Annotated in this window: 20 protein-coding genes and 1 tRNA gene; 10 read left to right on the top strand and 11 right to left on the bottom strand. The window is 69.8% G+C overall.

The window, feature by feature from the left end:
• Positions 1-65 precede the first annotated feature (65 nt).
• From ACFLIT_RS11970 to proC, 3 genes are all read left to right on the top strand, one after another.
• Positions 66-344, top strand: coding sequence for an accessory factor UbiK family protein (locus tag ACFLIT_RS11970; protein ID WP_479911461.1), 279 nt, complete (start codon positions 66-68; stop codon positions 342-344).
• Between the two features lie 139 nt (positions 345-483).
• Positions 484-993 carry a type III secretion system chaperone family protein gene (locus tag ACFLIT_RS11965; protein WP_479911460.1) on the top strand — a complete coding sequence of 170 codons (510 nt, stop codon included), beginning with the start codon at positions 484-486 and terminating at the stop codon, positions 991-993.
• 143 nt (positions 994-1,136) lie between these two features.
• Positions 1,137-1,931, top strand: coding sequence for a pyrroline-5-carboxylate reductase (gene proC, locus ACFLIT_RS11960; RefSeq protein ID WP_479911459.1), 795 nt, complete (start codon positions 1,137-1,139; stop codon positions 1,929-1,931).
• Between the two features lie 155 nt (positions 1,932-2,086).
• Here the strand turns inward: proC and ACFLIT_RS11955 are convergent, their stop codons facing one another.
• The 4 genes from ACFLIT_RS11955 to ACFLIT_RS11940 form a co-directional block, all read right to left on the bottom strand.
• Complete coding sequence (locus ACFLIT_RS11955) at positions 2,087-3,190, bottom strand: SMP-30/gluconolactonase/LRE family protein (RefSeq protein ID WP_479911458.1); 1,104 nt, start codon at positions 3,188-3,190, stop codon at positions 2,087-2,089.
• 79 nt (positions 3,191-3,269) lie between these two features.
• Entirely contained in the window at positions 3,270-4,616 is a 1,347-nt protein-coding gene (locus ACFLIT_RS11950; RefSeq protein WP_479911457.1) for an ATP-binding protein, read from the bottom strand.
• 1 nt (position 4,617) lies between these two features.
• Positions 4,618-5,307, bottom strand: a complete 690-nt coding sequence (locus ACFLIT_RS11945; protein WP_479911456.1) for a response regulator — start codon at positions 5,305-5,307, stop codon at positions 4,618-4,620.
• Positions 5,304-5,816, bottom strand: a complete 513-nt coding sequence (locus ACFLIT_RS11940; protein ID WP_479911455.1) for a MarR family winged helix-turn-helix transcriptional regulator — start codon at positions 5,814-5,816, stop codon at positions 5,304-5,306. The genes ACFLIT_RS11945 and ACFLIT_RS11940 overlap by 4 nt, the downstream gene beginning before the upstream one ends.
• 101 nt (positions 5,817-5,917) lie before the next feature.
• Between ACFLIT_RS11940 and ACFLIT_RS11935 the strand changes: the two genes are divergently transcribed.
• Entirely contained in the window at positions 5,918-6,808 is an 891-nt protein-coding gene (locus ACFLIT_RS11935; protein ID WP_479911454.1) for a branched-chain amino acid aminotransferase, read from the top strand.
• A 3-nt stretch (positions 6,809-6,811) separates the two neighbouring features.
• Positions 6,812-7,783, top strand: a complete 972-nt coding sequence (locus tag ACFLIT_RS11930; RefSeq protein WP_479911453.1) for an O-fucosyltransferase family protein — start codon at positions 6,812-6,814, stop codon at positions 7,781-7,783.
• Here the strand turns inward: ACFLIT_RS11930 and ACFLIT_RS11925 are convergent.
• From ACFLIT_RS11925 to ACFLIT_RS11905, 5 genes are all read right to left on the bottom strand, one after another.
• On the bottom strand, positions 7,780-8,361 hold the full coding sequence (locus tag ACFLIT_RS11925; RefSeq protein ID WP_479911452.1) for a hypothetical protein: 582 nt from the start codon (positions 8,359-8,361) through the stop codon (positions 7,780-7,782). The two genes, ACFLIT_RS11930 and ACFLIT_RS11925, sit on opposite strands and share 4 nt — an antisense overlap.
• Positions 8,362-8,454: 93 nt before the next feature.
• Positions 8,455-8,880, bottom strand: a complete 426-nt coding sequence (locus ACFLIT_RS11920) for a DUF4870 family protein (protein WP_479911451.1) — start codon at positions 8,878-8,880, stop codon at positions 8,455-8,457.
• A 125-nt stretch (positions 8,881-9,005) separates the two neighbouring features.
• A complete protein-coding gene (locus ACFLIT_RS11915; protein ID WP_479911450.1) occupies positions 9,006-9,332 on the bottom strand; it encodes a plasmid stabilization protein in 327 nt (108 codons plus the stop codon).
• 62 nt (positions 9,333-9,394) lie between these two features.
• Positions 9,395-10,633 (bottom strand): Nramp family divalent metal transporter, encoded by a 1,239-nt coding sequence (locus ACFLIT_RS11910; protein WP_479911449.1) that lies wholly within the window; start codon positions 10,631-10,633, stop codon positions 9,395-9,397.
• A complete protein-coding gene (locus ACFLIT_RS11905; protein WP_479911448.1) occupies positions 10,630-12,066 on the bottom strand; it encodes a protein adenylyltransferase SelO family protein in 1,437 nt (478 codons plus the stop codon). Before ACFLIT_RS11905 ends, ACFLIT_RS11910 begins: the two co-directional genes overlap by 4 nt.
• A gap of 222 nt (positions 12,067-12,288) precedes the next feature.
• Here ACFLIT_RS11905 and ACFLIT_RS11900 point away from each other — a divergent pair, with 222 nt between their 5' ends.
• Complete coding sequence (locus ACFLIT_RS11900) at positions 12,289-14,886, top strand: TonB-dependent receptor (protein ID WP_479911447.1); 2,598 nt, start codon at positions 12,289-12,291, stop codon at positions 14,884-14,886.
• Positions 14,887-14,937: 51 nt separating this feature from the next.
• On the opposite strand, the gene ACFLIT_RS11895 is transcribed toward ACFLIT_RS11900, so the two are convergent.
• Positions 14,938-15,408: an NUDIX domain-containing protein gene (locus ACFLIT_RS11895; RefSeq protein ID WP_479911446.1), complete on the bottom strand. Its 471-nt coding sequence runs from the start codon at positions 15,406-15,408 to the stop codon at positions 14,938-14,940.
• A 160-nt stretch (positions 15,409-15,568) separates the two neighbouring features.
• Between ACFLIT_RS11895 and ACFLIT_RS11890 the strand changes: the two genes are divergently transcribed.
• The 4 genes from ACFLIT_RS11890 (at position 15,569) to ACFLIT_RS11875 (ending at position 17,404) form a co-directional block, all read left to right on the top strand.
• Positions 15,569-16,318: an SDR family oxidoreductase gene (locus tag ACFLIT_RS11890; protein WP_479911445.1), complete on the top strand. Its 750-nt coding sequence runs from the start codon at positions 15,569-15,571 to the stop codon at positions 16,316-16,318.
• A 15-nt stretch (positions 16,319-16,333) separates the two neighbouring features.
• Entirely contained in the window at positions 16,334-16,741 is a 408-nt protein-coding gene (folB, locus tag ACFLIT_RS11885) for a dihydroneopterin aldolase (RefSeq protein ID WP_479911444.1), read from the top strand.
• Complete coding sequence (locus ACFLIT_RS11880; RefSeq protein ID WP_479911443.1) at positions 16,738-17,271, top strand: hypothetical protein; 534 nt, start codon at positions 16,738-16,740, stop codon at positions 17,269-17,271. The genes folB and ACFLIT_RS11880 overlap by 4 nt, the downstream gene beginning before the upstream one ends.
• 56 nt (positions 17,272-17,327) lie before the next feature.
• Positions 17,328-17,404, top strand: a tRNA-Arg gene (locus ACFLIT_RS11875).
• Positions 17,405-17,455: 51 nt separating this feature from the next.
• Here ACFLIT_RS11875 and ACFLIT_RS11870 read toward each other — a convergent pair.
• Positions 17,456-20,539 carry a hypothetical protein gene (locus ACFLIT_RS11870; protein ID WP_479911442.1) on the bottom strand — a complete coding sequence of 1,028 codons (3,084 nt, stop codon included), beginning with the start codon at positions 20,537-20,539 and terminating at the stop codon, positions 17,456-17,458.
• Between the last annotated feature and the right edge of the window lie 155 nt (positions 20,540-20,694).

The following is a 20,694-nucleotide window of genomic DNA, read 5'->3' as shown; positions in this document are numbered from 1 at the left end:
CGGCGGCCCTTCGCTTTCACGCTCTGTTTCCCATATAGAGAGGGCTGAACCACGCGTAGCCGGACATGCAGACCCAAAACCCCTTCCTCGACGAATTCGCCAAACTGACCACCGCCGCCATGGGCATCGCCCAGGCCGCGAGCGAGGAAGCCAAGACGGCCATGCGCGCCCAGGCCGACAAATGGGCGGCCGAACTCGACCTCGTCCGACGCGAGGACTACGACGCCCTCAAGGCGGAAGTCGCGGCTCTGCGGGCCGAGGTGGCGGCGTTGAAACCCGTCGAAGCGCCCGCGACGCCCAAGCCGGCGGCCCGAAAACCCCGGGCGCCCAAGGCGGGCGAATAGTCCACAGACGCGCTCGCGCGGAACAAGAACCGATTGGGACGCCGGGCGCGAAGCAGACTAGGCTTCGAATCGTCGGCGAAAAGGGGATGCGCCGCTGCGGCTGCTCCCACCCGATTTCGAGGAAGGACGGCAAGCCCGCATGGACACGCCCCACCCGGAAGAAGACGACGCCCTGATGGCGATGGATCCGCTCGACGTGATCGAGCATGTCCTCTCCGCCGAGAACCTGGCTTTCGACCGCACCGAAGATGGTGACCTGGCCTTCGCCCTGACCGGCGACTGGAAGGATTACGAACTCTGGTTCGCCTGGCGGCCCGAGGCCGACTGCCTGCAGCTGTGCCTCTCCATCGACCAGCGCGTGCCGAAGGCCATGCGTCCGACCGCCTACGAGCTGCTCAGCCTGATCAACCAGCGCGTCTGGCTCGGCCACTTCGAGGTGTGGAGCGAGGACGGCGAGGTGGTGTTCCGCCACTCGATGAGCCTGCCCTCGGGCGAGCGTCCGACCCTGGCCCAGGCGGCCAGCATGATCGACGCGGCGGTGGAGGCGGCCGACCGCTTCTACCCGGCCTTCGACTTCCTCATCGGCGGCGGCAAGACGCCCGAGGACGCGATGGCGGCCTGCATGTTCGAGACCGTGGGCACGGCCTAGCGCCGAGGTGGGTTGGCCGCGGAGGCGCGCTGCGTCCTTCGACTGGGCGCTGGCGCGCCCGCTCAGGATGACGCAATCAGGAGTTCAATCGCGCAAACCCGCGTCATGCTGAGCGGCGCGGAGCGCCAGTCGAAGCACGCACGATGACCATGACCACCCCGATCCTTCTCCTCGGCGCCGGCCGCATGGGCGGCGCGCTGCTGGCCGGCTGGGGCTTGGCCAAGGCGTTCGATCCTACGCAGGTGATGGTGCGCGATCCGCATCCGGGCGAGGAGGCGGTCGCCTCGGGAGCCGAGTTGAACCCGCCGGACGCCGATCTGGCCAAGGCTCGGACGGTGGTCCTCGCCGTGAAACCGCAGATGTGGCGCGGGGTCGCCGAGGCCGTCTCGCCCCTGCTGGCGCAGGAGGCCGTGATCGTGTCGATCGCCGCCGGGGTCAGGGCGGCCGACATCGCCGAGGCGTTCGGGGGGCGGGCCGTGGCGCGGGTGATGCCGACCACCGCCGTCGCCGTCCGCAAGGGTACGGCCAGTCTCTACGCCGCCGATCCGGCCGCCCGCGCCGTGGCCCACGCCCTGCTCGATCCGGTGGCGACGACGGTCGATCTCGACGACGAAGACCTGATGCACGCGGCGACCGCCGTCTCCGGCTCCTCGCCCGCCTACCTCTACGCCTTCGTCGAGGCCCTGGAGGCCGCCGGCGTCGCTCAGGGGCTGACGCCCGAGCAGTCCGCCGCCCTGGTGCGTTCGACCATGTACGGCGCCGCCGACCTGATGATCGCCAGCGGGACGGACCCGGCCGAACTGCGCCGCCAGGTGACCTCGCCGGCCGGGGTGACCTTCGAGGCGCTGAAGGTGCTGATGGCGCCGGAGGGATTCCCGGGATTGGCCGACCGCGCCTGCGTCGAGGCCGTGCGGCGCTCGAAGGAACTGGGGGGGTAGAACCCTCCTCCCTCGAAGGGAGGAGGGCAGGGTGGAGGGTGTGGCCGTTGGCTATCCGGAAGGGCGATGATGGCGCGGTCGCCTGTTGAGCCCGACCGTCCAAGCTTTGCCGACACCCCCATCCCCGACCCTTCCCCCTTCGAGGGGGAAGGGAGTCAGATGTTCGAGCGCAGCAGTTTCCTGGCCCCCGGCTTCAGCTTCACCCGGATGAGGCGGACGTTCGACGACATGTAGAGGTAGCCGTCGGCGCCGATCTCGCAGTTGGAGATCACCTGGTCGGCCTTGATGACGCCGATGCGCTTGCCGGACGGATTAAAGATCGAGATGCCGTCGCGGCTGGAGGCCCAGAGGTTGCCGGCGGCGTCGATCTTGAAGCCGTCTCCGCCCTGGACCGCGTCGCGGCCGATGAAGATGCGCTTGTTGCTGGCCCGCCCTTGCGCGTCCAGGTCCCACTGCTGCCAGCCGGCGCGGTCGGTGGTGATCAGGCGCTTGCCGTCGGGCGTCAGGCCGATGCCGTTGGGAGAGACGCTGTCGTCGACCAGGGTGACCGTGTTGTCCGGCGCCAGGCGGAAGACCCCCGTGTAGGTCATCTCGCGCAGCGGGCTGTCGGCCACGCCCCACAGGCCGTAGGGCGGATCGGTGAAGTAGATCGAGCCGTCGGGGTGCAGGGTGGCGTCGTTGGGGCTGTTGAAGCGCTTGCCCTGATAGCGGTCGGCCAGGATGGTGCGGGCCTTGGTCTTGAGGTCATAGCGGACGATGGCGCGCGTGCCGCTGTCGCAGCACACGAGGCCGCCGCGCGCCAGGATCAGGCCGTTGGTGCCGGGCTCGCGCAGGGTGGGGGCCCAGTCCTTGCCGCTGGGCTCGCGATAGCCCGAGGGCTTGGCCCACACCGAGCCGCCGGCGCTGGGCGAGAAGGCCATGATCAGGTTGGCGCGCGGGTCGGAGGTCAGCAGCATGCCGTCGGCGCCGCCGACCCACACCGGGCCTTCGCACCAGACGTAGCCGTCCAGCACCTTTTCGACCGGGGAGCCGGCGTCGAGCAGGGCGTCGAGGGCCGGGTCGAGGCGTTCGATCGAACCGACCACGGGATAGGGCGCCTTCAGCGGCGCGGCCGGCGGGGCGACCTGTGGACCGGTGGGCGCCTGGGGCGCCGGCTGGGCCGGGGCGGCGGCTGGCTGTTGGGCCATGGCGGCGCGGGCGATGAAGGGGGCGGCGACGGCCCCGGCCAGCAGGCCGCGGCGCGAGGGATGGTCGGTCATCGGCGTTTCCTCCGCGCCCGTTTCGCGTGAAATCGTTTTCGGGCGTCTGGAGACATGAGGCCGCAGGCGTGGCGGGCGGTCAACCCGGCAGGCGCACCACGGCGCGAAGTCCACCGAGCGGCGAGCGATCCAGCGTCACGTCGCCGCCGAGGCCGCGAGCGACGTCGCGGGCGATGGCGAGGCCGAGACCGACGCCCTTGTCGTTCTGGTTGCGGGCCTCGTCGAGCCGGTTGAACGGCTTGAACGCCTCCTCATAGCGATCCGCGGGGATGCCGGGGCCGTCGTCGTCGACGACGATCTCGACCCCCCCGGAGGTTCGGGCCCGCACGCCGACGGCGACCTGATCGCCGTGCACCGCGGCGTTCATGACCAGGTTCGAGAGGGCGCGCTTGAGGGCGTTGGGGCGGACGGCGGCGGTGATCTCGGGATCGGCGTCGACGCTGACCCGGGCGCCGGCGCGGGCGGCGCCTTCGCTGACCTCCTCGATCAGGGTCTTCAGCGACACCGTCTCGACGGTCTCGCCCCCCTGGCCGCGCGCGAAGGCCAGGTATTCGTCGATCATGTGCTCCATCTCGGCGAGATCGCGCTTCATGGCCTCGACCCGGGGGGAAGGCTCGCCGAGCGCCAGCTCCAGCTTCAGGCGGGTCAGCGGCGTGCGCAGGTCGTGGCTGACCGAGGCGAGCAAGGCGGTGCGCTGGTCGATGTGGCGCTGGATGCGGGCCTTCATGGCCAGGAAGGCATGGGCCGCGCGGCGCACCTCGCGCGCGCCGTGCGCCTTGAAGGTGGGTACGTCGCCGCCCTTCCCAAAAGCTTCCGCCGCATCGGCCAGGCGCTCGATGGCGCGCACCTGGTTGCGGATGAACAGGATGGCGATGGCGGTCAGCAGCAGGGTGGCGACCACCATCCACAGCAGGAAGATGTGGCCCTGGGTGGCGAAGGCCCGGTCGCGCGGGGCGATAATGCGGAGCACGCCCTGCGGCTCCTGCACGCGGATGTCGACGTAGGCGGGGTAGCGGACGGTGTCGAACCAGAAGGGGCGGTCGAGCCGCTCCTGCAGGGCGGTCTGCAGGGCGCGGTCGAGGGCGAAGATCGAGCGGCCGCCGCCGTTGTCCGGCAGCTTGCGGCCCGGTTGCAGGGCGATGGAGAGGCTGAGCGAGGCCTCGGCGCGGTCGGCCAGGCGCTGCAGGGCGGCGGGGGTGGGGTCGTCCTCGTAGCTTTCCACCGCCCAGGCGATGTCGCCGGCCAGGCCTTCCGAGAGGCGGCCGGTGACGGTCTGCCAGTGGGCGTCGAAGAAGGCCCAGGTCACGGCGATCTGCATGATCGCCACCGGCAGGACGATGATCAGCAGGCTGCGGCCGAACAGCGAGGTCGGCAGCCAGCGCTTGACCTGGCGGGGAACGAAGATCTTGAAGCGGGGAGGGGGCATCCTAGTCGGGCGCCAGGCGATAGCCGACGCCGCGCACCGTCTGCAGGTAGCGCGGGTTCTTGGGGTCGGGCTCGATCTTGCGGCGCAGGCGCGTCACCTGCACGTCCACGGCGCGGCCGGTGGCGTCGGCGGTGTCGCGGGCAAGCTCGAGGCGGTCGACCGGCTCATGGGCCGCGCGGGCCAACTGCCGCAGCAGGGCGACCTCGGCCTCGGTCAGGCGGATGGGCGCGCCGTCGCGGGTCAGTTCGCCCCGGTCGGCGTCGAAGGCGCAGGCGCCGAGCTGCAGGGTCCTGGGGGTGATCGGCCGGGCGGCCGAGCGGCGCAGGATCGCCTCGATGCGCAGCAGCAGTTCCTGCGGCTCGAACGGCTTGGCCAGATAGTCGTCGGCCCCGGCCGTGAGGCCTTCGATGCGGTCGGCCGAAAGGTCGCGGGCGGTGAGGAGGAGCACCGGCGTGCGGCCGCCGTCGCCGGGCTTGGCGCGCATCTCGCGGGTGAAGGAAAAGCCGTCCTGCCCCGGCATCATCACGTCGAGCACGATGAGGTCGAAATCGAGCAGGCCCATCAGCTTGCCGGCCGCCGCCGCATCGGCGGCGGTGGTGACGCGGAAGCCGGCGCGGGCCAGGTATTCCTTGAGGAGGCCGCGGATGCGGTCGTCGTCGTCGACGACCAGCAGATGACGGGCTTCGTTCATGCCGCCTCACCTCGCGCTTTCGGGCCGACGCTGAGTCGCGGCCCAGCCATGGCCGACAGGATTCGCCGCATGCCGGCGACGCCGTCCAGACCGCCGGTGCGGTAGGAGCGGGCGACGAGGCCGCGCAGCCGCTCGCTGATCCGGGCCTCGAAGGCCCGGCCGGCGTCGGTGAGGGCCAGGGGACGGCGGCGGCCGTCGAGGTCGTCGTCCTCCACCGTCGCCGCGAGGCCCAGGCGGATCAGGTCGGCGGCGGTCTTGCTGGCGGCCTGTTTCGTGAGGCCGGTGAGGCCCGCGAGATCCTGCACGCCGGCGCCGGGGCGGCGGCGCAGCAGCAGGGCGGCGCGCCAGTGGGAGCGGCCGAGCTTGATGTTGGCTTCGCCGCGCGGCTCGCCCTCGAGGGCGGCGTCGACGGCCGACCACAGGGCCGCTTCGGCCAGCAGCAAGAGCTCCAGGCCGCTGTCCAGCTCGTCCTCTCGCAGGACCAGGCGAGTGTCGGTCGGCGTGTTCATCTCGAATAACGCGGCATTTTATTTGACCCGGCGGGTTCCGAGGCGTCTAAAGCCGCCGTTTTCGCAAGCGCCAAAGCGCCCGGCCAAGGAGGTTCCGCGCGATGTCTCTCGTTCCCATGGACGACCGTGATGGTTGGATCTGGCTCGATGGCCAGTTCGTCCCGTGGCGTGAGGCGACCGTGCACGTACTGACCCATGGCCTGCACTACGCCTCTTCGGTGTTCGAGGGCGAGCGCATGTACGGGGGCGAGATCTTCAAGCTGCAGGAGCATACCGAGCGGTTGTTCAAGTCGGCGGAGATCCTCGACTTCAAAATCCCCTACACGGTGGCCGAGATCAACGAGGCCTGCAAGGCGACGGCGGCCAAGAACGGCCTGACCGACTGTTACGTGCGGCCGATCGCCTGGCGCGGTTCGGAATCGATCAGCGTCTCGGCGCAGATGACCAAGATCCACGTGGCCATCGCCGTGTGGGAATGGCCGAGCTATTTCGACCCGGCGACCAAGGCCAAGGGCATCAGCCTGACCTGGGCCAAGTACAGCCGCCCCGCGCCCAACACCGCCCCGGTGCACGCCAAGGCGGCCGGCCTCTACATGATCTGCACGGTGTCCAAGCACCTGGCGGAGAAGGACGGCTTCTCGGACGCGATGATGCTCGACTACCGCGGCTATGTGGCCGAGGCGACGGGCGCCAATGTGTTCTTCATCAAGGACGGCGTGCTGCACACCCCGACCCCCGACTGCTTCCTCAACGGCATCACCCGTCAGACGGTGATGGCGCTGGCCAAGGAGAAGGGATTCGAGGTCGTCGAGCGGCACATCAAGCCGGAGGAGCTTTCGACCTTCAGCGAGTGCTTCATCGTCGGCAGCGCCGCCGAGGTGACCCCCGTGCGCGAAATCGGCGAGTACACCTTCACGCCGGGGAACATCTCCCTGTCGCTGATGGAAGACTACGCCCAGCTGGTGCGGGGCGGCGCGAAGGTCGTCGTCTAAACCATGACCGTGACGCCGCCGTCCGAGCCCAAGCCCGGGACGGCGGCCGACCGGCGCTGGCTGGACGAGCCGCTGCGGCTGGACCGCCTCTATCCTTCCGAGCGGGCGTTCCTGTTCCCGCTGACGCGGCGGGGCCTGTTTTCCGAACTTAATCTGCTGGTCAATGCGATCGCCTTCAGCCTGCTGGAGGGCGGGCACATCTTCGTCGACTGGACGAAGATGCATGTCGACTGGGAAGCGATGTTCGACACGCGCTTCACGCCCTACGACGACGCAGCGCCCGAGGTCGATTATCCGCGGAGCGCGGTCATCAGCGTGAAGAAGGACCGGCGCGCGACGTTCGACGTCATGCGCGCGCAGTTCTGGCGGCAGATCGACAAGGGCCAGGTCGTGCGGGTCGAGGCGCTGGGCTTCGAGGGCGGGGTCGAAGCCTTGAACGCCCTGGTCGCCAGACGGCTCTTCAGGCCGAGCGCGGCGGTGATCGAAGACAGCGAAGCCATCCGCGACCGCCTCGGCCTTGGCGGCGAGCCCTTCATCGCCCTGCAACTGCGCGGCGGGGACAAGACGGCGGGGATCGCCAAGCCGGACGGCAAGCTCAGCATCGAAGGCGAGGCGGTGGACGACGCCGTCTACGCCGGGCGCATTCTCGAGGTCGGGGCGAGGGCGCGCACGATCCTGGTCATCACCGATGACCATGGCGCGTTCGAGCGTTTCGCCGCCGCCATGCCGGGCTATCGCTGCGTGACGAACTGCCCGCCCGCCATGCGCGGCTATTTCCACGAGGACCAGTTCACCCGCGACCGGGTGCGACAGACCGAGGATGCGGCGCGGATGGTGGCGGAGGTGCGGCTGGCGCGCGAGGCCGAGCTGTTCCTCGGGCCTTACCGTTCGAACCTTTCCGCCTTCACCCACCTGCTGCGTGGCGGACAGGCGTCCTACAGCGTCGATCGCCAGACGAAATGGGCTCCGCTTTAGGCGAGGCGAGCGCGCAACTCCGCGACGCGTTCGCGGGTCAGGCCGAGGTCGTGGCCGTGGGTGTCGGGGTCTGCGGCGGCGAGGGTTTCGGAGAGCGCGAGGCTTTCCTCATAGAGCGCCAGGGCCTTGCTGCGGAAGCCGCGCTCCTCGCGGGCGTCGGCCAGGCGCTCCAGCGCCAGGCTGAGCAGGCGGCGGTTCTCGGCGGTGGGTTCCGAGTCGGCGATCTGGCGGCGCAGGGTGAGAAGCTCGTCGTAGAGCGGCGCGGCGGCATCGGCGCGCCGCGCCTCCATGGCGATGTCACCCGCGTCGGTTAGCGCGCCGGCGAGCAGGGACGGATCGGGCGGGGCGACGAGGCGGGCGTAGCCGAGCGCCTGTCCGAAGGCCTCGGCGGACTCGTCGCGCTTGCCGCGGGCGCGGTGGAAGACGCCGAGGTCCTGGGCGGCGAGCGCCAGTTCGGCGTCGGTTTCGGCCAGTTTCGGCAGGCGGCCGAGGATGGCGGCGACGCCCGACCACTGTTCGTCGCGGGCCAGGCGGCGCAGCTCTTCGCGGGCGGCGGCGAATTCGGCGGAGTCGGGCATCGAGGTCTCGCGGCTGAAACTGCAGCCGCCTTAGCAGACGCGCAGCGGCGCCGGGATGGGCTCCCGGCGCCGCGCGTTGTTATTCGGCCGACGTCAGATCAGCCAGGTCTTCGGGCGAGGATGGGCCTCGTCGCGGCCGAGGTAGACCAGGCCGACGATGCAGCGGATGGCGAACCACACGCCCGTCGCGCCCATGATCACCGCGCCGGCGACCAGGGCCGGAATGCCGATGAGGATGATCGACAGCGGCAGGCCCATGACGAACAGCAGGCCGCCGACCAGGAAGAGGCCGATCGACATCCACACCGTGCGGATCAGGTAGTCGTAGTGGCTTTCCGCCTTTGGACCGGCCGTGCCCTTCATCAGGTAGGCCAGGATCAGGCCGAGCACGATCGTCAGGCCGTTCACGAGGCCCACGAGGTAGAGGACATAGACGACACCCGGCAGGGTGCGGTCTTCGCCGGCGTCGGCGGCCGGCGAAACCATGTCCGCAGTCGTCGTCGCAGCTTGGTCGGTCATCGCTTTCAAGTCTCCACGAGGCCGGCGGCGACCTCTTATGTCGCCTATGCTCGTGAAAACGCGCCAGGAAGGCAAATGAAGCCCGTGTCATGACGCGGAATCAATCTTTCGCCCGACGCGAAGCTTCAGTGAGAGGCGTGGTGACCGTGTTCGGCGTTGCGCTTGCGGGTCGCCGCGGCCTTCTTGGCCGAGGCCGAACGTTCTGCGGCCGAGCGGTTGGCGGACGCCTTGCCGCCCTTCTCGCCGCCCTTGTGCGACGCCGGGTGACCGGTGGACTTGCCGCGGCCCGAACCGCCGGCCTTCTTGCCGCCGCCGTCGTCCTTGTTGACGGTGGCCCAGGCCCGGCGCTCGGCTTCCTTCTCGGAGACGCCGCGGGCCTCGTAGCCCTCGGCGATGTGGTCGGCCTTGCGTTCCTGCTTGTCGGTGTACTTGGATTTGTCGCCGCGCGGCATGGGAGCCTCCTTGCTTGCGGGTGTGACGTCGCAACGTCACGGCTCGAGGCCTGTTCCAGGCTTTACCGCAGCACGAACATGGCGACGGCCGCCGCCGCCATCACCGCCGTGGCGGCCCAGCCGAGGATGCGCATCGACAGGGGCGCGGCGAATTCGCCGAGCTCGTCGCGCCGGCTGACCACCAGCATCATGGCGACCATGATCGGCACGGCGATCACCCCGTTGAGCACGGCGCTCCAGAACAGGGCCTTCATCGGATCGAGGCCGGAATAATCGACGGCGAGGCCGAGCACGGTGGCCGCCACGATCACGGCGTAGAAGCCCTTGGCCTTCCATGGCTTGTTCTGAAGGCCGCAGGTCCAGCCGCGCCATTCGCCGAAGCCGTAGGCGGCCGAGCCGGCCAGCACCGGCACGGCGAGCAGGCCGGTGCCGATGATGCCGATGGCGAACAGCAGGAAGGCGAACTTGCCGGCCGCCGGCTCGAGCGCGCGGGCGGCGTCGGCGGCGGTGTTGATCTCCTGGCCGGAGGCGTGGATGGTCGCGGCGGCGCTGATCATGATCGCCAGGGCGATGATGTTGGACACGGCCATGCCGCCCAGGGTGTCCAGCCGGATGCGGGCGAACTCCTCCGGCGCCTGCTCGGGCGCCTCGGCGAGAGGATGGGCCTCCGGATGGTCGCCGATCTCCTCCACTTCCTGCGAGCTCTGCCAGAAGAAGAGGTAGGGGCTGATGGTGGTGCCGAGCAGGGCGACAAGGGTGATCGCCGCGTCCTTGCCTTCGATCTTCGGCAGGACGAGGCCCTTGCCCGCCGCCGCCCAATCGACGCCCGCGACAAGCACCACGGCCACATAGGCGAGCAGCACGAAGGTCAGCCATTTCAGTAGGGTGGCGTAGCGGTGATAGGGCACGCCGAGCTGCAGCACGACGCAGAGGATCGCGAACCCGACGGTGAACAGGTGCGACGGGGCGCCGGTCACCAGATTGGCCGCCGCGCCCATGGCCGCGAGGTCGGCCCCGATGTTGATGCTGTTGGCGACGAACAGCAGCACCACCAGCAGCCCGACGAGGGGCCGGGGCAGGATGTCGTTCATTGCGCCGGCGAGGCCCTTGCCGGTCACCCGGCCGATCCGTGCGCTGACCAGCTGGATGGCGCACATCAGCGGATAGGTGAGGACCATGGTCCACAGCAGGTCGTAGCCGAAGCGCGCCCCGACCTGGGAGTAGGTGGCTATACCGCTGGGATCGTCGTCCGCCGCGCCAGTGATCAAGCCAGGACCCAGGCGCTTGAGGACGTTCTTCATGCCGGCTTTAAATCCCCAAGGCCGTAAGCGATCCGTGTCGCCTCGATGCGGTCGAGCTTAGCGTAGAATCCGGACCAGTCATCCGCCTGGGCGATCGGGTCCCAGAGATCCTCGACCTCGTCGATCAGCATCTCCTCCGGCTCGGAACGGCCGAAGACGGGGTGGTCCAGACGCTCCGGGCGGTCAGCGGCGTAGGCGGCCAGCCGGTCGCGGAAGGCGCGGAACGCCTCGCCGTCGTAAAGCGCGGCGCGGGGGCCGGCGAGAGCGCGGCCCTCGGAGAGCGGGCCGCAGAACCAGTCGAAGAAGAACGGCTCCCAGCGCAGGGCGTCCCCGCCCTCGGCCAGGGCGCGGAAGGCGGCCTGGGCCAGCTCGGCGTCGGCGGCCTCGCCGCGCGGGACGACGCCGAGGCGCGCGGTGATGGCGGCGGCGAGTTCGCGGCTATAGGCGGGGCCGAAGCCGTTGAGAGTCTCAACCAGGACGTCGGTGTCAGCCACCAGATCGAGGCAGCCGGCGAGCTGCTGCAGATTCCAGAAGGCCGCGCCCGGCTGGCGGCCGAAGGCATAGAGGCCGGAGGTGTCGAAATAGGCGGCGGTGAAGGTCGGGTCGTTGCGGGGCAGGAAGCGCCAGGGGCCGTAGTCGAAGCTCTCGCCGGTAACGACCATGTTGTCGGTGTTGAGCACGCCGTGGACGAAGCCGGCGGCCATCCAGCGGGCGACGAGGCGGGCGGTGCGGGCGACCGCCTCCTCCAGGAGGGCGACGGCGCGATCGGGGGCGTCGGCCCGCTGGAGGAAGTAGGTCTCGACGGCGTGGTCGACGAGGACGCCGATCAGGTCGGGACGGTCGAAATAGGCCTGCCGCTGGAAGACGCCGAAGCGGATGTGACTGTGCGACAGGCGGGTCAGCACCGCCGAGCGCGTGGGGCTCGGCTCGTCGCCGCGCACCAGGGCCTCGCCGGTTTCGTAGAGGGCGAAGGCGCGGGAGGTGGGAACGCCCAGCGCCTCCAGCATCGAGGCCGCCAGCACTTCGCGCATGCCGCCCTTGAGGGTGAGCCGCCCGTCGCCCTGACGCGACCAGGGCGTCTGGCCGGAACCCTTGGTGGCCAGGTCGAGCAGGCGGTCGCTTCCCGCTTCGCGCAGCTGGGCGAACAGGAAGCCGCGTCCGTCGCCGAGCTGGGGGTTGTAACTGCGGAATTGATGGCCGTGGTAGCGCATGGCCAGGGGCTGGGCCTGGTTGTCCGGCAGCCTCTCGAAGCGATGGAAATGCGCGACCCGCTCCGCCTCGGTCAGCGCCTCCAGTCCGACGGTCGCGGCGGCGCGGGCGTTGAAGAGCCTTGGGATCGCCTCGGGAAAATCGGCCGGCCGCACCGGATCGGAGAATTCCAGCCCAAGGGCGGCGAAACGAGGGTCGGGTCTGTAGCGTTCAGAAACCGGCATGGTGTCGTCACAATGGACGAGATGGGGTTCCAGTGCACCCGGTGATTTCGCAGCTGCAATCTCGCATTCGCGAAAGATTAGTTTCCGTAACGGAAGGTCGTAATCTGTTGTAATGGCTAAGTTTGTTAGATCAAGGAGGCTGGATTAGCTGCAATTACGAGTGCAGGATGGATTCCGAGCGGGGCGACAAGACCCCGCCGGGAAACGCAAAGGATTCGCGCCATGCGCTACAGCAGCATTATTTGCGCCTCCGTGTCGGCCGTCGCCATTCTCGCGGGATTGGGAACCGCCGGCGCCGCCTACGCTCAAGACGACGCCCCAACCGTTGAAGGCCTGATCGTCACCGCTCAGAAGCGTGAGCAGAATCTGCAGGATGTGCCGGTCACCGTGACCAGCGTCTCCGAACAGCTGCTGAACGCGGCCGGGGTTCGCGACATCAAGGACCTGACGATCCTGACGCCGGGCCTGACCGTCACCTCCACCACCAACGAGACGGTCACCAGCGCGCGCATCCGGGGCGTCGGCACGGTGGGCGACAACCCGGGCATCGAGTCCTCCGTCGGCATGGTGATCGATGGGGTCTATCGCGCCCGCAACGGCGTCGGTTTCGGCGATCTCGGCGAAATGGAGCGCATCGAGGTGCTGAAGGGGCCGCAAGGCACCCTGTTCGGCAAGAACACCTCGGCCGGCGTCATCAACATCCTGACCAAGAAGCCGTCGTTCAATCCTGAGTTCAACGCCGAGGCGACGTTCGGCAACTACGGCGCCATCGGCTTCTCCGGCTCGATCACCGGGCCGCTGATCGAGGACAAGCTCGCCGCCCGCCTCTATGTGGCCCATCGTGAGCGGGACGGGTTCTACGACGTGCTCAACGGCGACGGCCCGCGCACGCGCAAGGACGACCAGACCCAGAATTTCGGCACCTTCCGCGGCCAGTTGCTGTGGCTGCCGACCGACCGCATCGAGGTGCGGGCCACCGCCGACTACAGCAACCGCAGCGAGTACTGCTGCACCGGCGTGCAAATCCGCTCCGGTCCCACGGCGGCCATCGCCAACGCCCTGGCCACCGGCGGGGAGGGCGCCCGCCCGCCCGGCGGCGCGACCTTCCCGGCCCTGCCGTTCTCGCGCACCGCCTACGCCAACAACGACACGCCGCAGATCGTCGAGGACGGCGGCGTTTCCGTGGAGGTCAACGCCGACACAGACTGGTTCGGCGGCGCGACCCTGACTTCCATCACCGCCCAGCGCAGCTGGCTTTCCGAACAGGGCATGGACATCGACTTCACCGGCGCCGACATCCTGTCGCGCCGGGCCGACAACTTCGGGTTCGACGTCAACACCTTCAGCCAGGAGCTGCGCCTGGCCGGCGAGACCGACCGCCTGAGCTGGCTGGTCGGCGGCTTCTACGCCTCCGAGAAGCTGAAGCGGGCCGACGAGTACGTCTACGGCGCCGACTACAACGCCTATTTCTCGCTGCTGGTGGCCTCGCAGCTAGGCCTCACGGCCGCGCCGATCGCCCCGGCGCTGGTCAACTGCCTGACCGGCAATTTCCCGACCTGCACCCAGTTCGGCGTCAATCCGCTGGCCACCTTCACGCCCGGCCCCGGCTACACGGCGGGCCAGGCCGCGCGCGACAACTACCGGCAGGACAGCGACAGCTTCGCCGTCTTCACCAACAACAGCTACAAGCTGACCGACCAGCTCGAGATCACCGCCGGCCTCCGCTACACCCAGGAGGACAAGGACCTGCTGGCGATACAGACCAACCCGAACGGCGCGGCGGCCTGCGCGGCGGCGATCGGGCGGATCAACAGCCCGCAGTGGAACGCGGCCATCCCGCTGGCCCTGCAGCCGACGCTGGCCGGGGGGCTGTGTCCCAACTGGGCCAACCCGGCCTTCGACAACCGCACCACTCGGCAGTCGATCTCCGAGAAGCAGTGGACCGGAACCCTGAAGGCCGCCTACCGCTTCAACGACGACTTCATGACCTATGCCTCCTACGCGCGCGGCTACAAGGCGGGCGGCTTCAACCTCGACCGCCAGACCACCAACCTCGTTCCCGACCCCTCGACCGCCTTCCCCGCCGAGACGGTCGACAGCTACGAGCTGGGCGCCAAGACCACCTGGCTCAACAACCGGCTGCTGGTGAACGGCACGCTGTTCCTGCAGCAGTTCAAGGACTTCCAGCTCAACACCTTCGCGGGCGTGGCCTTCATCGTGGAGTCCATCCCCGAACTGGAATCCAAGGGCGTCGACCTAGACATGATCTGGTTCAGCCCGATCCCGGGGCTGAACATCCAGGGCGGCGTCACCTACGCCAAGACCGAGTACGGAAACTTCGGCGCTTCCGACCTGATTGTCCCGAGCCGCTTCCCGGCGCTCAGCCTGCTGCCGGGCGCCCAGATGTCGTTCGCGCCGGAATGGTCGTCCTCGATCGCCGTGGACTACAGCCACGACGTGGGCGCGGGCCTGGAGGCGCGGTTCAACCTCTCGGCCAAGTACATGTCGGACTTCAACACCGGCTCGGACCTGCTGCCCTTCAAGCATCAGGACGGCTATGCCCTGCTCAACGGCCGCATCGCCCTGGCGCGCGCCGACGACCGCTGGGCCATCGAGCTCTGGGGCCAGAACCTGACGGACGAGGAATACACCCAGGTGGCCTACAACGCCCCGGCCCAGGGGACCTTCTTCCAGAACACCGTCACGGCCAGCGGCCCCTATGCCGGGACCTACTACAATCCGGCGCTGGACACCGGCACCTACAACGCCTTCCTTGGCCAGCCGCGCACCTATGGCGTGACCCTGCGGACGAAGTTCTAGGCGGCTAAGGCGACGCCTCCTCGCTCCGGCGGGGAGGCGTTTCGCATCCGTTCACCACATCGGATCGGCCGTGGCCGTTCCGAGCGCCTCGGCCAGCCGCCGACGCGTGCCGTCGGTGGTCTCGGGCGGCAGGTCGGCCGGATCGAACCAGTCCCGGCGCTGAATCTCCAGTCCCGGGCGGGCGGGGCAGGGCGTCCAGGCCTCGACGCGGTAGAGCAGCACATGGTCGCCCTTGAAGCGCTTTTCCTGGCTGTGGATCGAGACCAGCCGCGCCTCGCCGACGAGGCGAACGCCGGCCTCTTCCTCAAGTTCGCGTGCCATGGCCTGGCCGGCCGTCTCGCCGCGCTCGACCCCGCCGCCGGGCAGGCGCCAGCCGGGCTGGTAGCTGTGCTCGACCAGCAGCACCCGGCCGTCGGCGTCGGTGACCACGGCGCGCACGCCCAGCGTCAGGCCGCGCTGCAGGCGAAAGGCCTGCTGGATCAGCGGGCGGAGCACGGGCTCTATTCTGTGGCGCCAGGGCATGGCCCGCATTGTAGCAGCTTGCGGCCGGGGTTGCGGGCGGCTAGAGGCGGACCGTTCGTTTCTGGAGCCGACCCATGATCGCCATCCTCGTCATCGCCGCCTTCCTGGCCGTGATCCTCGGGCTGAACGCCTACGAGTTCGGCCGGATCGACTAAGTCGGATGAACGGTCGCGGCGTCGCCCTGGTCACCGGAGGCGTCCGCCGCATCGGCCGCGCCCTGGCCGAGGCCTGCGCCGACGTCGGCTATGACGTCGCCGTTCACCATCGCGGCGGGTCCGAAGGCGACGCAGCCGTCGAAGCGCTGAGGGCGAGGGGCGTTCGCGCCGCCGCCTTCGCCGCCGATCTAGCCCGCCTCGACGCCGACGCCCTAATCGCGACCATCGCCGCCGAACTCGGCCCGGTGACGCTGCTGGTCAACAGCGCCAGCGTCTTCGACGATGACCGCGTCGGCGCCCTGACCGACGAGGGCTGGGACGCTCATTTCGACGTCAATTTGCGCGCGCCCGTGATGCTGACCCAGGCCATGGCCACGCGCCTGCCGGCCGACCGCGACGGCCTGGTGGTCAATATCGTCGACCAGCGCGTGCTGCGGCCGAACCCGCAGTTCTTCACCTACAGCCTCAGCAAGGCGGGCCTCTGGTGGGCGACGCGCACCCTCGCCCAGGGCCTGGCGCCGCGGGTGCGGGTCAACGCCATCGGCCCGGGGCCGACCCTGCCTTCGATCCATCAGGCGGACGGCGAGTTCGACGCCGAGGCGGCGGCGACGCCCCTGGGCCGATCGGTCGAAGCCGAGGAGATCGCCGGCGCCCTGCGCTACCTGATCGACGCCCGCGCGGTGACCGGCCAGATGATCGCCGTCGATTCCGGCCAGCACCTGGCGTGGCGCACGCCTGACATTCAAGGCGATTGAGGGTAAAGGGCGCGCATGACCGTCGCCTCCCTGCCTGACGATGCCGCCCCTCCCGCCGCGACCCTGCGCGTCGTCGGCGCCGAGGTGTTCGTGCGCGGCCTGAAGGTGGAGGCCGAGATCGGCGTCTATGCCCACGAGCATGGCCGCCGGCAGCCGCTAGTCATCGATGTCGAGCTCGACGCCGCCGTCGCCGGGGCCGAGCGCCTGGCCGACACCTTGAACTATGAAACGATCGCCACCGCCGCGCGCGACCTGGCCGAAGGCGGCCACTGGCAGCTGGTGGAGACCTTCGCCGAACGCCTGGCCGAGGCGATGTTGGCCGATCCGCGCGTCAGCCGCGCCCGGGTGCGGATCGAAAAGCCGCTGGCCCTGGCCCCCGTGGCCGAGGCGGCCGGGGTCGAGATCGTCGTCGTCCGCGCATGAGCGATTCCGGCGGACGGCAGCTGATCCGCTACGCCGCCCGCACCGCCCCGGTGAGTCCCGAGACCGTCTGGATGGTGGAGGGCGACGACCTGGTCGAGACCTGCGGGCGCCGGCGCCGCGTGTTTCCGCTTTCGGTCCTGCGGGAGGTGCGGATCGTCGGCGAGGGCGGCCCCCGCCGGGCGGCGCAGCTGACATTCGGTCGGCGCCGGCTGACGATCCCCGCCCAGAGCCTGTTGGCCACCCTGCGCTTTCAGGATCGTTCGGGCGCCTTCGATGCATTCCTCAAGGCGCTCGAAGGCCGCGCGGCTGTCTCCGCAACTCAGGCCAAGCCGCCGTCGCGCGGCGTCCGCCAACTCGCCCAGGCGCTGATCTGGGCCATGATCCTGACCGGGGGCGGCGCGGCGTTCATGATCGTCGGCGCGCTGCTCAGCGGTTTTCCCGACCTTGGCCTCGCCCTCGGCGCTCGCCTGCTGTTCGTGCCGATCCTGCTGGCGGCCGCCCTGCCGTGGCTCACGCGCGCCAGAGATTGATCGACGTGCTTGGGCGTCGCCATTCGCTTCCGGCTGCGCTATCAGACCTCGGCGCGGGCCCGGTAGCTCAGCCGGATAGAGCAGAGCTTTCCTAAAGCTAAGGTCGGGGGTTCGAGTCCCTCCCGGGTCGCCAGCGCAATTTCGTTCCCATCGACACAGTTTGGCGCTTCGCGGTCGTTCCCGCTTAGAATTGCTTGCGCAGTTCCACACGAACGAGGCGTCCGACGGGGTCGACGAAGCCGGGCTGGAGCCTCAGCGGCGTGGTCCCGTTGGCGTCCTGCACTGTCTGCCGCTCGTTCATGACGTTGTTCACCAACAGGGTCAGGCGAGTGTTTTCGAACAGCGGCGTCCGGCGGACGAGAGACGGCATTTGTCCCAGGTTGGCGAACAGGCGCAGGTTCGCCGTCGTGAGGTCGGAGAAATAAAGGTCCCCCGTCGCGGCGGAACCCGCCACGAAGGTCGAACTCTGCCAGTTGCCGGTCAGCCGCAGCCCCAGCGCTCCGCGATTGTAGCCGAACTCGGCCTGCACCTGGTGCTCGGGCCGCCCGCCGGCGTTGCCGGCCGCCGATCCGTTGAGTCGGTCGAACACAGGGCCGCCAGAGCGCGCCAGGAGCTTGTCTTCGAAGAATACGGTGTGGAAGACGGACAGCTGGATCGAGTTGCCGCCACCGCCGCCGCCGCCACCGCCACCGGGGCCGCCCCCGCCGAAGCCGCCCCCTCCACCGCCGCCGAAGCCGCCGCCGGGGCCGCCGCCGAAGCCGCCACCGCCGGGGCCGGGGCCGCCAGCGAAGCCGCCGCCTCCGCCGCCAAAGTCACCGCCGGGCCCGCCGACGCCGCCGGGAGGGCCGCCTTCGAAGATGCGAGGCTGGCCGCCGTCTGGGCGGGCTTGGTCCGGCCCGCCGCCGCCTGGCGGACCGTCGGGGAGGCCTCCAGGGCCGGGACCCGGTTGGCCCACCGCGGCTTGCGCGGGGGCTTCCTGGCCGGACGTTCCGAGCTCGGCGGCGGCTCCCTGTTGCGCGGCCGCGGCGCGCGCCGGAAGCGCAGCCATCTCGGCGCGGGTGATCATGCCGTCCTTGTTATCGTCGATGGCGTTGAACAGCGCCTCCGGTATGCGAACGGCCAGCCATTCCTGCCGGGTTACGTTCCCGTCGCGGTTGGCGTCGGCGATGCCCGCCAGAGCCACGAAGTCTTGCGCACCGCCGCCTTGACGGGCGCCCCCGGCGGGTCGCTGTCCGCCGGGCGCCGCACCTGGTTGTGCGCCCTGCGGTCCGGCCGGCCGCGCGCCGCCAGGGGGCGTCGAGGGAAGGCCGCCCTGGCCGAACTGGGCCGGGGCGCCCGGCCTTTGGCCCGCGCCGCCGCTCGCCGCAGCGGGCGCGCTGAGACGGTGCGTGAAGTTGAAGCCCCAACGCAGTTGCCTGACGTCTTGCCGCGCGAAGTTGATCGGGCGCGAGTCAAACTGCACCAGCGCGCCGGCCGCGTTCCGCACGAAGCGGTCGGGGAAGGCCCCCTGTATCTCGGCGGTGACGGCCGGGAAGCTCTGCACCGGGTTCACGGTGCGGCTGGTGGAATAGTTGGCGGTGAAGTTCAGCTGCACCGCGGAGAACGGCTTCAGGTTCATCGACAGGCGCGTCACCTCGCGCGTCTCGGGCTGCAGGTTGCGGTTGCCGCCGGTTATGACGGTCGCGTCGACCGTCTGGCCGGTGACGTAGTCGAACAGCCGGGTTCCCGGCGTGGCGATCTGTGGATTGTTGAGCTGCGCCAGCGTCGGCGCGCGCTCCTCGCTCGTGTAGGACACCCGCAGCTGCAGGGGCGTGACCGGGGTCCAGTTCACACCGCCCCCGTAGGTCGAAAGGGAGCCGAAGTCGGACAACTCGTCGTAGCCGAAGTTGCCATTGAGCGAGAGGTCGCCGACGGCCGACAGGAAGTCGTTGCGGCGGCTGGTCAAGGGCACGTTGATGGTCGCCTGACCGCCGAGGATATTGCGCGACATATCCGTGGTGGTCGTAACGCCAAGGCGCTGTGAGCGGCTGGAGATCCACTCGGCCCTGTCGCTGACGCGGAAGCTGCTCGTCACGTCCCCCGCGGGAGCCTTGAACAGCGGCGTGCGCATCAGCAGGCGCGCCTCCGCGGCGTCGGTGAGCGAACGGCCCTTATTTTCGGGCCGAAGGCCGAGCGAGCTCGGCAGCGGCCCAAAGGGATTGAAACTGGCGGAGCCGGCGGTCAGCAGGGCCTGCAGGGGCGCGGTGTCGACGCCGACGTCTGTCACGGTGAGGCTGTCGGCATGCTCGTACGAGCCGATCAGCGTGGTCCGCAGCGTGCCGAAGTCACGCGCGACGTTGCCGCCGAGCCGTCCGGTCCAGGAATCGCTGTCCTGCCTCAATGGCCCGAAGGCGGTGGCGTAACGGTCCAGCGTGACGGCCTGGCTGAAGGGGCTGTACGGATTACCGACGGGAACCGTCAGCGCCATGGTCGGCAGGCCGCGCAGGGCGCGCGACTGATTGAACGTCAGGAAGCCGTTGCCGGTGACGGTGTAGTCGCCCAGCCGCTTGCTCACCACCAGGTTCGCCATCAGTTGCCGGCTCTCGGGAAGCAGCGTGCGGGTGTCGCCGGTCCCGTCCGGGTTGGCGGCGCGGTTGAACTGGCCCAGCGTCGGCGCCGTGGCGAAACCCTCGGCGGGCAGGCCGGCGACGGTCACGGTCCGGCCGGCGATGGCGCTCAGCGCGGGATCGATCTCGCCGCCCGCGCCGGTTCCGACCACATTGCCCGCGATCGAGTAGGGCGTCGTCGACTGCGAGAGCAGATCGCGCTCGGCTTCGGTCAGGGCGGTGTTCTCGGTGTAACGCAGGCCGATGTTGAGGCGGTCGTTGCCCTCCAGCTTGAACGTGGAGCCGCCGAGCGTCCCGGTCAGCCGGCCGCCCTCCGTCGGCGCGGCGAGCGCCCCCTCCAGCGTGCGGCCGCGGAAACTCGGCTGCAGCACGATGTTGATCACGCGCTGGTTGCCCGAATAGCCGTAGGCGAGGGAGGCCTCCTCGGGGAGCACCTCGACCCGGCGGATCGACTCGGCGGGGATGTCGTTGATCTCCTGCGCGCCGGACACCTGCTTGCCGTTCAGCAGGATCACCGGCGCCTCGCCGCTGGAGCTTTGGGTCTGGTTGGCCAGTTCCGTGATGACGTCCGCCGCCGTGCCGACGCCGAGCGCCTGCACATCCTCCGGCGACAGCTGCGTCTCGGGCGTGAGCCCGGGCACGGCGGACTGCGGGGCGGTCACCAGCACTCCCTCGACCTGGGGGGCAGGCGCCTGCGGCGCGGGGGGCGCCGCGCGCTGAGCAAGCGCTGTTGTGGCGAGCGCCCAGGCGGACGTTCCCGTCAGCAGGGCCAACGCAAGAGTCGCCGCGCCCGCTCGGCGCGTGGTCGCCATACGAG

It is taken from the genome of Caulobacter sp. HJHS_5 (assembly GCF_056683955.1).
This window is presented reverse-complemented; position numbering and strand designations above follow the sequence as displayed.